This is a genomic window from Streptomyces sp. NPDC004539 (genome assembly GCF_040610055.1).
Lineage (GTDB): Bacteria > Actinomycetota > Actinomycetes > Streptomycetales > Streptomycetaceae > Streptomyces.
Window position 1 is genome coordinate 397,709 of record NZ_JBEXLS010000007.1, and the last position, 14,541, is coordinate 412,249.

Genomic DNA, 14,541 nt, shown 5'->3' on the forward strand with positions numbered 1-14,541 from the left:
ACGGGGGCCGGCCGTACGGTGTGCGCTCACTCCTGGCCGTCGAGCAGCGCGAACAGTTCCTCGTCGCTCGCCTCGTCGAGGTCGGAGTCGTCGCGGGCCTGCCGCGCGTCCCGCGCCTCGGCCGCCTTGAGGAGTTCCCGCAGCCGTACGGCGATCCGGTCGCGGGCTCCGCCGTCCGGCGCGGCGAAGACGATCGCCGCCTCCAGCCCGGCGAGGTCCGCGAGCACGCGGTCGGCGGCGGACCCCGTCGGCGTGGCCGACTCCCCGCCCGGCACGGCGAGTTCGCCGAGCAGGTGCGTGGCAAGGGCGTGCGGGGTGGGGTGGTCGAAGACGAGCGTGGTGGGCAGCCGCAGTCCGGTGGCCCGGCCCAGCTGGTTGCGGAGTTCGACAGCGGTCAGCGAGTCGAAACCCAGCTCTTGGAAGGCCCGGTCGGCCGCCACCCGGCCGGTGTCGGCGTGCCCGAGCACGGCGGCGACTTGCGCGCGCACCAACTCGGTGAGCACCCCCGCCCGTTGCTCCGCGTCGAGCTCCGCGAGCCGTCGCCCGAGGGCGACTTCGCCGCCGTCCGCGTCGCTCGCCGACGCCGCCGTCCTGCGGCCCGCGGGTCCCGCGAACTCGCGCAGTACGGCGGGGAGTTCGGCGGACCGGCCGCGCAGCGCCGCCGCGTCGAGCCGACTGACGCCGAGCACGGCCTCGCCGGTGGTGTGGGCCGCGTCGAACAGGGCGAGTCCCTCGGCGGTCGGCAGCGGGCGCAGGCCGACGCGGGCGAGCCGACGCAGGTCGGCGTCCGCGAGTCCGCCGGACAGGGTGCTCGCCTCGGCCCACAGGCCCCAGGCGAGCGACGTGCCCGGCAGTCCGTGGGCGCGGCGGTGGGCGGCCAGGGCGTCCAGGAAGGTGTTGCCCGCCGCGTAGTTGGCCTGGCCCGCCGTACCGAGGACACCGGCGATCGAGGAGTACAGCACGAAGGCCGTCAGGTCGTGGCCGCGCGTCAGGTCGTGCAGGTGCCAGGCCGCGTCGACCTTGGGGCGCAGGACCCGGTCGAGGCGGGCCGGGGTGAGGTCGGCGACCACGCCGTCGTCGACGACACCCGCCGTGTGCACGACCGCCGTGAGCGGACGGTCGTCCGGGATGTCCGCGAGGACGCGGGCCAGCGCGTCCCGGTCCGTGACGTCGCAGGCCGTGAGGATCGCCTCCGCGCCCGACTCCTCGATCCGCGCGCGGAGTTCGGCGGCGCCCGGGGCGTCCGGCCCGCTCCGGCTCAGCAGCAGGAGCCTGCGCGCGCCGTGCTCGGAGACCAGCCGGCGGGCGAGGACGGCGCCGAGCGCACCCGTCGCACCCGAGATCAGCACCGTGCCCGTGTCCCAGCGGGGTCCGGCCGCCTCGGGGTCGCGCACCGCACGGGCCAGCCGGGGGACGCGCAGCACGCCGGAGCGTACGGCGACCTGCGGCTCCCCGCCGGCCACCGCCGACGCGAGCGCCGTCCCGTCGGTGCCGGGGGCGGCGTCCGGGTCGAGGTCGACCAGTACGAGGCGCCCCGGGTTCTCGGCCTGCGCGGACCTGACGAGCCCCCACACCCCGGCGTGCGCCAGATCCGTGACGTCCTCGGCGCCCACCGCGACCGCTCCCCGGGTGACGACGACCAGCCGTGTCCCGGCGAGCCGCTCGTCCGCGAGCCAGGCGTGGACCGCCGCCAGCACCCGCCCGACGGCCTCGCGGGCCCGCTCGGGCGGGCCGGAGACGGCGTCGGCCTCGGACGCGGTGCCCACCCCGGCGCCCGGCACGGCCGCCAACACCATCACCGTCGGCACCGGAACGTCCGCGCCGGGTGCGTACGGCACGAACCCCGGCAGCCCGAGAAGGTTCTCCCCGAGTCCGGCCCAGCCCTTGGGGGCCGCGTCCGGCGCGGGGACCTCGTTCCACACGATGCGCAGCAGCCCGTCCGCCGAGGTGTCCGCCGCCGCTCGCAGGGCCTCCCGGGACAGCGGGCGCAGCGCCAGGGAGCCGGCCGTCAGCACCGGGGCACCCGTACCGTCGGCGACGGTGAGCGCGACACTGCCCGAGCCGCCGGACAGCGACAGAGAGCCGTCCTGCTCCGACGACGAGCCCCCCGGCAACGACAGCCGCACCCGCAACGCCCCCGCCCCGCCCGCATGCAGCCGGACGTCCGACCAGGCGAACGGCAGCAGCGGCACCCCGTCGGGATCGGCCACGCCCGGAAGCAGCGGATGCAGGGCGGCGTCGAGCAGCGCGGGATGCAGTCCGAACGCGGAAGCGTCCCGCTGCTCCCCCTCGCCCAGGGCGACTTCGGCGAACACCTCGCCCGCACCCCGCCACACCCGGCGCAGCCCCTGGAAGGCGGGCCCGTAGTCGTACCCGAGACCGGCGAGCCGCTCGTACACACCGGCGAGATCCACCTCGACGGCCCCGGCCGGCGGCCACACCGTGAGCCCTTCCGCCTCCTGCGCCCCGGCCGACAGCAGCCCCTCCGCGTGCAGGGTCCACGCGGACGCCCCGTCCTCCCGGGAGTGCACCCGCACGGCCCGGCGCCCGTCGGCGTCCGGTTCCGCCACGGCCACCTGGAGCTGGACGGCACCCCGCTCGGGCAGGACCAGCGGCGCCGCGAGCGTCAGCTCCTCGACACGGTCGCAGCCCGCCCGCTCCCCGGCCGCGAACGCCAGCTCCAGCAGACCCGTCGCGGGCACCAGCATCAGACCGTGCACGGCGTGCCCGGTCAGCCACGGCTGGGCGCGGCGCGACAGCCGCCCGGTGAACAGGAACGCGTCCCGGTCCGCGACCGGCACCGCCGCCCCCAGCAGCGGATGCCCGGCGTCGGCCAGCCCGAGCCCCGCGGCGTCGGCGGGCCCGGCGTCCCCCGCCAGCCAGTACCGGTCCCGCCGGAACGCGTACGTGGGCAGGTCGGCGCGGCGCGCGCCGGGGAAGAACGCCGTCCAGTCGGCCGCCGCGTCCCGCAACAGCGCCGTGGCCAGCGCCGACGTCACCGACTCGGCCTCGGGGCGGCCCGCGCGCAGCAGCGGCAGCAGTACCCCGGGCTCCTCCGTCAGACAGTCCGCGGTGAGCGCCGACAGCACGCCGTCGGGGCCCAGCTCCAGGAAGTCGGTCACGCCGTGGGCCGTCAGGCAGCGCACGCCGTCGTGGAAGCGGACGGCCTCCCTGATGTGCGCGGCCCAGTAGTCGGGCGACGACAACTGCTCGTGACCGGCGAGTTCGCCCGTCACGTTGGAGACGACGGGGATACGCGGCGCGTGGAACGTCAGCTCCGCCGCGACCGCCCGGAACTCGTCGAGCACCTCCTCCATGTGCGGGGAGTGGAACGCGTGACTGACCGGCAGCGCCTTCGTCTTGCGCCCACGCCCGCGCCAGTACGCCGACACCTCGGCCACGATGCCGGCGTCACCGGAGACGACCGTCGAGCGCGGCCCGTTCACGGCGGCGACGGACACCTTCGCCGGGTCGTGGCGCAGCAACTGCTCGCGCACCTCGTCCTCCCCGGCCTGCAACGCGGCCATCGCCCCGCCCTCGCGGGCCGCCTGCATCAGCCGGCCGCGCTCGGCGACCAGCCGGCAGGCGTCCGCCAGGTCCAGGACCCCGGCGAGATGGGCGGCGGTGAGTTCGCCGATGGAGTGGCCGAGCAGGAAGTCCGGCCGTACGCCGTGGTGTTCGGCGAGCCGGAACAGGGCGACCTCGATCGCGAACAGCCCGGTCTGGGTGAACGCGGTCTGGTCGATGAGAGCCGCGTCCGCCGACCCGGGCGGCGCGAACAGCACCTCCTTCAACGGCCGCTCCAGCACCTCGTCCAGCAGCGCGCACACCTCGTCGAGCGCGGCGGCGAACACCGTCGACGTCTCGTACAACTCCCTTCCCATACCGAGCCGTTGGCTGCCCTGGCCGGTCAGCAGGAACGCCCGGCCGCCGCGCCGCCCTGTGCCGACGTGCGTCACGGCGGGGGCGCGCTCGCCGTGTGCCAGCGCGTCGAGGCCGGACAGCAGGGTTTCCCGGTCGCCGCCCACGACGAGGGCCCGCCGCTCCAGCCGGGCCCGGGTGGTCGCCAGGGAGAAGCCGACGTCGGCCGGGTTCAGCTCCGGGCGCTCGGTGAGCCGGGTGTGCAGCCGGCGTGCCTGTTCGGCCAACGCCTGCTCGTCCCGCGCGGACAGCACCCACGGCACCGGGCGCGGCTCCTGCGAGGGGTCCGGGCGGGGGGCGGGTGCGTGTTCCAGGATCACGTGCGCGTTGGTGCCGCTGATGCCGAACGAGGAGACGGCGGACCGGCGCGGCCGGTCGGTGTCGGGCCAGGGCCGCGACTCCGTGAGGAGCTCCATGGCCCCCGAGTCCCAGTCGACCATCGGCGTCGGCTCGGTGACGTGCAGCGTCGCGGGCAGGGTGCCGTGGCGCATGGCCTCGACCATCTTGATGATGCCGCCGACGCCGGCCGCCGCCTGCGCGTGTCCGATGTTCGACTTCAACGAGCCCAGATACAGCGGGCGTTCACGGTCCTGCCCGTAGGCCGTGAGCAGCGCCCCCGCCTCGATGGGGTCGCCGAGGCGGGTGCCGGTGCCGTGGGCCTCGACGGCGTCGATGTCGGCCGGGGCGAGTCCGGCGTCGGTGAGGGCGGCTCGTATCACCCGTTCCTGCGAGGGCCCGTTGGGTGCGGTCAGCCCGTTCGAGGCGCCGTCCTGGTTGACGGCGGAGCCGCGTACGACGGCCAGGACGCGGTGGCCGTTGCGGCGGGCGTCCGACAGTTTCTCGACCAGCAGCAGCCCCACCCCCTCCGCCCACCCCGTCCCGTCGGCGTCCGCCGAGAACGACCGGCACCGGCCGTCCCGCGACAGCCCGCGCTGCCGGGAGAACTCCACGAACGTGTTCGGCCCCGACATGACGGTCACCCCGCCCGCCAGCGCCAGCCCGCACTCACCCCGCCGCAGCGCCGCCGCCGCGAGATGCAGCGCCACCAGCGACGACGAGCACGCCGTGTCCACGGTCACGGCCGGCCCCTCCAGGCCGTACACGTACGCCAGCCGGCCCGACACCACGCTGGAGAGGTTGCCCGCGAGCAGGAAACCCTCGAACTCCCGTGGGCTGCGCGCGAGTCGGGACGCGTAGTCGTCGTACATCGCGCCCGTGAACACGCCCGTGTCCGAGCCGCGCAGGAGCGCCGGGTCGATGCCCGCGTCCTCGAACGTCTCCCACGCCGTCTCCAGCAGCATCCGCTGCTGCGGATCGGTGGCGATCGCCTCGCGCGGCGACATCCCGAAGAACTCCGGGTCGAAGCGGTCGGCGTCGTGCAGGAAACCGCCGTGCCGGGTGTACGACGTGCCGGGCGTCTCAGGGTCCGGGTCGTACAGCGACTCCAGGTCCCAGTCCCGGTTGTCCGGGAACTCGCTGACGGCGTCCACCCCGTCCGCCACCAGCCGCCACAGGTCCCCGGGGGAACGCACCCCGCCCGGGAAGCGGCAGGCCATGCCGATGATCGCGATCGGCTCGTCGACGACGGCCCGCTTCACCGCGACGGGCGCGGAACCGGCCGGTACCCGCGCGATCCGCCCGTGCAGGAACGCCGCCAGCGCCTCCGGCGAGGGATGGTCGAACACGGCGGTCGCCGCGAGCCGCAGCCCCGTGACCGCGCCCAGCCGGTTGCGCAGCTCCACCCCGGACAGCGAGTCGAACCCGATGTCCTTGAAGCTGCGCGCCGGGTCGACGGCCGCCGGGTCCGGGTGACCCAGCACGGCGGCGACCGTCGCCCGCACCGACTCCAGGACCGCGCCGAGGCGTTCGGCCTCGGGCAGAGAGGTGATCCGCTCCGCCCACGCCCCACGTGTGGTGTGGGCATCGGCGACGCGCGCGGTACGGCGTACGCTCACCAGGGAGCGCAGGATCGCGGGCGGAGCGGAGTCGAGGGAGCGCAGCCGGGCCGGGTCCAGCGCGGCGGGCACGGCGAGCGCCGCACCGTCCGCCAGCGCCCGGTCGAACAGCGCGAGTCCCGTGTCGGGGTCGAGCGGGGCGATGCCCGCCCGCGCCCACCGGGCGAGGTCGGCCTCGCCGAGCCGGCCGCCCATGCCGTGGGCGCCGTCCCACAGCCCCCAGGCCAGCGACACGGCCGCGAGCCCCCGCGTCCGGCGGTGCGCGGCGAGTGCGTCCAAGTAGGTGTTGGCGGCGGCGTAGTTGGCCTGCCCCGCTGTACCGGTCAGCCCGGAGACCGACGAGAACAGCACGAACGCCGACAGGTCGAACTCCCTTGTCAGCTCGTGCAGATGCCGGGCCGCGTCCGCCTTCGGCCGCAGCACGGCGTCCAGTTGACGGTCCGTCAGCGAGGTGACGGTGGCGTCGTCGAGGACACCCGCCGTGTGGATCACCCCGGTCAGCGGACGGTCCGGGTCCACCCGCGCGAGCAGCCCGGCCACCGCGTCACGGTCCGCCACGTCGGCGGCGACGACCGCGACCCGCGCGCCCAGCCCGGTCAACTCCTCGACGAGCGCCGAGGCACCCGGGGCTTCGGGCCCGCGCCGACTGGTCAACAGCAGGTGCCGTACGCCGTGTTCGGTGACCAGGTGACGGGCGAACAGGGCGCCGAGGCCGCCGGTGCCGCCGGTGACGAGGACCGTGCCGCCCGGATCGAGAACCCGGACCGGCGAGGGGGCGGCACCGGCCCGGACCAGCCGGGGGACGCGCAACTCGCCGTCCCGGACCGCGATCTGCGGCTCCCCGCTCGCCACCGCCGCCGCCAGGAGCCGGTCGTCGCCGTCGAGATCCACCAGCGCGAACCGGCCCGGATGCTCCGACTGCGCCGACCGCACCAGCCCCCACACCCCGGCCACCGCGAGCCCCGGCACCGCGTCCCCCGGCCCCGCCGCCACGGCGTGCGGCGTCACGAACACCAGCCGCGCGTCGGCGAACCGCTCCTCCGCGAGCCACCCCCGCACCAGCCCCAGCACCCGCCCGAGCACCTCCCGCCCCCCACTCCCCGCCACCCTGACCACCAGCGCGTCCCCGTCGAACACCGCTGGCAGCCCGGCATCGAGCCCCTGCTCGACGACCCGGACGCCGGCCCCCTCACCGGGCGCCACCACAGGCCACTCCACATGGAACAGGGAGTCCGCCCGCCGCCCCGCCACCGGGACGATCCTCTCCTTGGCGACCGGCCGCAGCGTCAGCGACGCGACCTCCGCCACCGGCGCCCCCGTACCGTCCGCGAGCCGCAGCTCCACCGTGTCCGCACCCGTCTCGGCGACGCTCACCCGCAGCGCGGTCGCCCCGGACGCGTGCAGCGTCATCCCCTGCCAGGCGAACGGCAGCCGGATCAGCTCGGGCCGCTCCGCGTCCGCCGCCGCGAGGACCAGCGGATGCAGCACCGCGTCGAACAACGCCGGATGCAGCCCGAACCGCCCGGCCGCCTCCCGCTGCTCCGCGTCCAACTCGACCTCGGCGTACGTCCGTCCGGAGTCCCGCCAGAGCGCCCGCAACCCCTGGAAGGCGGGCCCGTACTCGTACCCGAGGCCGGCCAGCCGCTCGTACACGCCGTCCAGCGGTACGGCGACCGCGCCCTCGGGCGGCCAGGCACCAGCCTCCTCGACGGGCGCCGCGATCGGCTCCGCGCTCAGCGCCCCGGACACCTGCCGGGTCCACGGACCGCCCTCCGTCCGCGCGTGCACGGTGAACGCCCGTAGGCCCTCCTCGTCCGGCGCCGCCACGGTCACCTGCACCCGGACGGTCTCCCCCTCGGCCAGCGCCAGCGGCGCTTCGAGCGTCAGCTCCGCCAGCCGGCCCGTCCCCGCGCGGTCGCCCGCCGCGATCGCCATGTCGACGAAGGCGGTCGCCGGGACCAGCACGGTGCCGTTGATGCGGTGATCCGCCAGCCAGGGGTGCGCGGCCAGGGAGAGCCTGCTGGTCAGCACCAGCTCCTCGCGGTCCGCCAGCTCCACCGCCGTGGAGAGGAAGGGGTGGTCCGCCGGGTCGAGCCCGAGGCCGTGGGCGTCGGTGCGGGTTTCGGGGGTGAGCCAGTAGTGGGTGCGCTGGAAGGGGTAGGTGGGGAGGTCTGTGGGGGTGGTGTGCGGGAGGTGCCAGTCGATGGGGGTTCTGGTGGTGTGGAGGGTGGCGTAGAGGGATTGGGGTTCGGGTTGGTTCTTGCGGAGGAGGGGGATCGCGGTGGGGAAGGTGGGGGTGGGGCCGAGTTCGAGGGTGGTGGTGATGTTCTCGGCTTCGAGGGTGGTGAGGGCTTGGTGGAGGCGGACGGTGCTTCGGAGTTGGCGGGTCCAGTAGTCGGGGGTGGTGAGGTCGGTGACGGTTCCGGTGAGGGTGGAGATGATGGGGATCTGGGGTTGATGGAACGTCAGTGTGGCTGCTGTGGCGCGGAATTCGTCGAGTGCCGGGTCCATGTGGTGGGAGTGGAAGGCGTGGCTGACGTTCAACCGACGCGTGCGGGTGCCGCGTTCGGTCCAGAGGGCCGCCAATTCTTCTGCGGGGTCGGGGTCTCCGGAGATGACGACGGAGGTGAGGCCGTTGACGGCGGCGATGGTGACGCCTACGTAGTCGTGGAGTGTTGCTGCCACGTCGTCCTCGGTGGCCTGGATGGCGATCATGGCGCCGCCTGCGGGGGCTTGGTGCATGAGGCGGGCGCGTGCGGTCACCAGGGCCGCGGCGTCTGTGAGGTCGAGGACTCCGGCGAGGTGGGCTGCGGTGAGTTCGCCGATGGAGTGGCCGATGAGGAAGTCGGGTCGTAGGCCGTGGTGTTCGAGGAGTCGGTACAGCGCTGTCTGGAAGGCGAACAGGGCCGGCTGGGTGTAAAGGGTCTGGTGGAGAAGGGGGTTGTCCGCCGCGAACAGCATGTCCCGTTCGAGGCCGAGTGCTGCGCAGGCTTCGTCGAGGGCTGCGGCGAACACGGGGGAGTGAGCGTGGAGTTCGCTGCCCATGCCGTTGCGTTGTGAGCCCTGTCCGGTGAACAGGTAGGCGAGCGGGCCGTGTTGGGTGGTTCCGGTGAGGAGGTGTGGGGAGGGCTGGTCTGTGGCGAGGGCGTCGAGTGCGGTGAGGAGTTCTTCGGTGGTGGTGCCGGTGAGGGCGGCGCGGTGGTTCCAGTGGGTGCGGGTGGTGGCGAGGGCGTGGCCGATGTCGGTGAGGCGGGCCTCGGGGTGGGTGTCGAGGTGTTCGCGCAACCGGCTCGCCTGGGCGCGTAGTGCTGGGACGTCCCGCGCCGAGAGGAGCCACGGGAGGTGGGCCGCAGGACGTGCGTCGGGGGGTGTGGGGGACGGTTCGCCCTGTTCGACGATCACGTGCGCGTTGGTGCCGCTGATGCCGAAGGAGGAGACGGCGGCGCGGCGCGGGCGGTCGGGGGTGTCGGGCCAGGGGCGGGACTCGGTGAGGAGTTCCACCGCGCCGGAGGTCCAGTCGACGTGTGGGGTGGGCTCGGTGACGTGGAGGGTTCTGGGGAGGGTGCCGTGGCGCATGGCCTCGACCATCTTGATGATGCCGCCGACGCCGGCCGCCGCCTGCGCGTGTCCGATGTTCGACTTCAACGAGCCCAGATACAGCGGGCGTTCACGGTCCTGCCCGTAGGTCCTGAGCAGGGCCTCGGCCTCGATGGGGTCGCCGAGGCGGGTGCCGGTGCCGTGGGCCTCGACCGCGTCCACGTCGGCCGGGGAGAGCCCGGCGTCGGACAGCGCCTGGCGGATCACGCGCTGCTGGGACACCCCGTTGGGCGCGGTCAGCCCGTTGGAGGCGCCGTCCTGGTTGACCGCCGAACCGCGCAGCACCGCCAGCACCCGATGGCCGTTGCGGCGGGCGTCGGACAGCCTCTCCAGCAGCAGGAGACCCGCGCCCTCACCCCACGACGTACCGTCCGCGTCGGCCGAGAACGACTTGCTGCGCCCGTTTTCCGCGAGCCCCCGCTGCCGCGAGAACTCCACGAACATACCGGGCGCCGACATCACACTGACCCCGCCCGCCAGCGCGAGAGCCGACTCGCCCTGCCGCAGCGACCTGATCGCCAGATGCAGCGCCACCAGCGACGACGAGCAGGCCGTGTCCACCGTGACGGCGGGCCCGATCAGCCCCAACTGGTAGGCGATCCGCCCGGACATCACACTGCTGGTGCTGCCGGTCAGCAGATGCCCCTCCACACTCGGCGGTGCCTCGTGCAGCCGGGGACCGTAGTCGAGGGCGGTCGCCCCCACGAACACCCCGGTGCGGCTGCCGTTCAGCGAGGCCGGGTCGATGCCGGCCCGCTCCGCCGCCTCCCACGCCGTCTCCAGCAGGAGCCGCTGCTGCGGGTCCATGGCCAGCGCCTCGCGCGGTGAGATCCCGAAGAACCCCGCGTCGAACAGCGCCGCCCCGTGCAGGAAGCCGCCCTCACGCACCGAACTCCGCCCGGAACGCCCGGCGTCCTGGTCGTACAGATCCTCCGCCCACCCCCGGTCGGTGGGGAAACCGGAGATCGCGTCCTCCTCACCCGCGACCAGCCGCCACAGATCCTCGGGCGAGGCGACCCCGCCGGGATAACGGCACGCCATGCCGACGACGGCCACGGGCTCGTCGTCCCGCACCCCGGCGGCCACGAACCCCTCGTCGCCGCGCGCACCCGTCAACTCGGCCTCGATGTACGCGGTCAGCGCGGCCGGCGTCGGACGGTCGAAGAGCAGCCCACCGGGCAGGTCGAGCCCCGTCGCCGCGCTCAGCGCGTCGCGCAGCTCCACCGACATCAGCGAGTCGAAGCCGAGTTCCTTGAACGGCAGCCGCCGGTCCAGGGTCCCGCCGTCGCGCAGCCCGAGCACCGAGGCGATGTGCGCGCCCACCAGATCGGTGACCTGCCGCACCCGGTCGCCCTCCGACAGCCCGGCCAGCCGCACCCCCAACTCCCCGCGCGGTGCCGCCTCGGGGACGGTCGGCAACGGGACGTCCTCGACGGGCCGCCCGCCGCCGATCCAGTGATGGTCCCGCTGGAACGCGTACGTCGGCAACGGCACCCGCTCGCCCCGCACTTCACCCCACGACACGGCCTGCCCACTGAGGTGGAGGCGGGCCAGGGCGGTGTGGAAGGTGTGCGCCTCGGGGTGGTTCCTGCGGAGGAGGGGGATCGCGTCGGGGGAGAGTGTGGGGGTGGGGCCGACCTCGACCGTGGTGGTGACGCCTTGGGAGTGGAGGGTGGTGAGGGCTTGGTGGAGGCGGACGGTGCTTCGGAGTTGGCGGGTCCAGTAGTCGGGGGTAGTGAGGTCGGTGACGGTTCCGGTGAGGGTGGAGATGATGGGGATCTGGGGTTGATGGAACGTCAGTGTGGCTGCTGTGGCACGGAATTCGTCGAGTGCCGGGTCCATGTGGTGGGAGTGGAAGGCGTGGCTGACGTTCAAGCGGCGCGTGCGGATGCCGCGTTCGGCCCACACGGCCGCCAACTCCTCTGCGGGGTCGGGGTCTCCGGAGATGACGACGGAGGTGGGGCCGTTGACGGCGGCGATGGTGACGCCTGCGTAGTCGTGGAGTGTTGCTGCCACGTCGTCTTCGGTGGCTTGGATGGCGATCATGGCGCCGCCTGAGGGGGCTTGGTGCATGAGGCGGGCGCGGGTGGTGACGAGGGTTGCGGCGTCTGTGAGGTCGAGGACTCCGGCGAGGTGGGCTGCGGTGAGTTCGCCGATGGAGTGGCCGATGAGGAAGTCGGGTCGTAGGCCGTGGTGTTCCAGGAGGCGATACAGCGCCACTTCCAGCGCGAAGAGGGCGGGTTGGGTGTAACGGGTCTGGTGGAGAAGGGGGTTGTCCGCCGCGAACAGCATGTCCCGTTCGAGGCCGAGTGCTTCGCAGGTCTCGTCGAGGGCTGCCGCGAACACGGGGGAGGCCGCGTGGAGTTCGCGGCCCATGCCGTTGCGTTGTGAGCCTTGGCCCGTGAACAGGTAGGCGAGGCCGCCGTCCTGGGCGGTGCCGGTGACGACCTGGGGTGACGGCAGGCCGGTGGCCAGGGCGTCGAGCCCGGCGAGGAGGGTCTCGCGGTCCTCGCCGAGCACCACCGCGCCCGACGGGAACCGGGTCCGGGTGGCCAGCAACGACCAGCTCACGTCCCGGGGATGCGCCTCGCGCACGGCGGCGGAGTCCCGCAACCGCGTGGCCTGGGCCCGTAGCGCGGCCTCCCCGCGCCCCGACACGAACCACGGGACGACACCTGCGGGCCGCGACACGGAAGGCGCCGGGGCCGGGGCGGGCGGCTCCGCGAGGACGAGGTGGCAGTTGGTGCCGCCCATCCCGAACGAGCTGACCCCGGCCAGCAGTTCACGCTCCGGATGCGGCCACTCCCGCAGCTCCGTGACGACCGACAGGCCCAGCTCCGCCAACGGGATCGCGGGGTTCGGCGTCGCGAAGTTCAGGCTGGCCGGGAGCCGGCGGTGCCGCAGGCTCAGCAGCGCCTTGAGCAGCCCGACGATGCCCGCCGCGCCCTCCAGGTGCCCCACGTTCGTCTTCGCCGACCCGACGAGCAGCGGATCTCCCGGCCGTCGCCCCCTGCCCAGCGCCTCGCCCAGCGCCGCCGCCTCGATCGGGTCGCCGACCGGCGTTCCGGTGCCGTGCAGTTCGACGTACTGGACGTCACCGGGGGCGACCCCCGCCTTCAGGTACGCCTCCCGCAGCACCAGCGCCTGCGCCTCGCCGCTGGGCACGGTCAGGCCCTCGGTGCCGCCGTCGTTGTTGACGGCGCCGCCCCGGATCACCCCGTACACCGGATCGCCGTCCGCCAGCGCCCGGGAGAGCGGCTTGAGGACGACGACCGCGCCGCCCTCACCGCGTACGAAGCCGTTGGCCCGCGCGTCGAAGGTGTAGGAGACGCCGTCGGGGGAGAGGCCGCCGAACCGTTCGCCGGCCAGCGCGGTCTCGGCGAGGAGGTTCAGGTTGACGCCCGCCGCGATCGCCAGCGACGACTCGCCCGAGCGCAGCGACTCGCAGGCCAGGTGCACGGCGACCAGCGACGACGACTGCGCGGAGTCGACGGTCAGGCTCGGTCCGCGCAGGCCCAGGTGGTAGGAGACGCGGTTCGCGATGACACCCCGGTTGACCCCGGTCATGGTGTGCTGGGTGATCGCCGCCCGGCCGTGCCGGTGGATCAGGCTCTCGTAGTCGTCCCGCAGGGTCCCCACGAACACGGACGTCCGGGACGACCGCAGTGAGGACGGCACGATCCCCGCGTCTTCGAGGGCCTCCCAGGCCAGTTCGAGGACCAGCCGCTGCTGCGGGTCCGTCGAGGCGGCCTCGCGCGGCGAGATCCCGAAGAATGCCGCGTCGAATTCCCCGACACCGTCGAGGAAAGCGCCTCTGCGTACGCCGGTCTCCGTGCCTTGCGGGTGGTCTTCCGGAACGTCGGTGACGGCGTCTCGGCCCTCGCTCAGCAACTCCCAGAATGCGCCGGGGTCGGAGGCGTCCGGGAGTCGGCAGGACATACCGATCACCGCGACGGGCTCACCGTCCGGGAGCCGTGCGGGGTGTACAGCGGAATCGAAGGTGTTCGTCGTCACGCTCGGCTGCCCTTTCCAGGACGAATTCCCCACGGGTACTGGCCGTTTCCCTACGGGTTCGAGTAATGGTCCGTGCGGCGGAATCCGGGAATTCCCGGAAACCGCTCGATCGGACGGAGACCGCTCGGTCAGATGGAGACCGCTCTGTCAGGCGGAGTGCGGGACGGCCCGCCGGAAGCCGCCCCGGAAGAACAGCAGCCCGTCCCGGGCGTCACCCCGGCTGGCGCCGACCACGTCACCGATGAAGATCGAGTGGTCGGCGACGTCGTGCGCGGCGGACAGCTCGCACTCCAGCCAGGCCAGCGCGCCCGACAGCAGCGGGGCCCCGGTACACGCTCCCGCGGACCAGTCGACGCCGGTGAACTGCGCCGGTCCCAGCGGGCGTTGCTTGTCGGCGAAGAAACGGACCAGGTTCTCCTGGCCTGCCTCCATGATGGACACCCCGAAGTGTCCGGCCGCCGTGATGGCCCGGTGCATCACCGCGCTGCGGTCGATGCAGCACAGGACGGACGGCGGGTCGAGCGAGACGGAGGTGAACGCGTTCGCGGTCATTCCGTGAATGTGTTCACCGCCGGTGGACAGCACCGTCACACCGGTCGCGAATCGCGCCATCACCTCCCGCAGTGAGGCGGGCACTCCGTCGGTGGCCCGGTGCACGGCGGGTTCGTCGGTGGACAGCGAGTTCATCGGGTCCCCCTCGTGTACGGCTCCCCTCGCGTATTCCATGAGGCTGGAACCTACGGGCCGCGCGGAACGAACCGGGCATCGCTCGGTAACCGCCCGCTCGCGGCTATCGGTGGGTGTCGATCGGCAGGGTAATCGGCGGGTCTCGGAGCGGAAATCCGGCGGAATTTCCTGCCAGTTATCGGCGGGCGAGCGGCCGTCGTTAGCCTCGGTCTCCGAAGGCCCGGGAAACGTGTCCGGAGTGTGGTTTCCGCTCATTTCGTACGGAGGACGGCTCGTGCGCAAGGTGCTCATCGCCAACCGTGGCGAAATCGCAGTCCGTGTGGCCCGCGCGTGCCGGGACGCCGGTATCGCCAGCGTGGCCGTCTAC

Annotated in this window: 3 protein-coding genes; 1 reads left to right on the forward strand and 2 read right to left on the reverse strand. The window is 73.8% G+C overall.

Features of this window, described 5'->3' with window-relative positions; translation table 11 throughout:
- Window positions 1–26 precede the first annotated feature (26 nt).
- Together ABZX85_RS18055 and ABZX85_RS18060 are read right to left on the reverse strand one after the other, a co-directional pair.
- Window positions 27–13,487 (reverse strand): type I polyketide synthase, encoded by a 13,461-nt coding sequence (locus tag ABZX85_RS18055; protein ID WP_355868922.1) that lies wholly within the window; start codon window positions 13,485–13,487, stop codon window positions 27–29.
- A 147-nt stretch (window positions 13,488–13,634) separates the two neighbouring features.
- Window positions 13,635–14,174: a flavin reductase family protein gene (locus ABZX85_RS18060; protein ID WP_355868925.1), complete on the reverse strand. Its 540-nt coding sequence runs from the start codon at window positions 14,172–14,174 to the stop codon at window positions 13,635–13,637.
- Between the two features lie 274 nt (window positions 14,175–14,448).
- On the opposite strand from ABZX85_RS18060, the gene ABZX85_RS18065 reads away from it, so the two are divergent.
- Window positions 14,449–14,541: biotin carboxylase N-terminal domain-containing protein (locus ABZX85_RS18065; protein ID WP_280842533.1), on the forward strand; the 93-nt coding region annotated here is incomplete at its 3' end.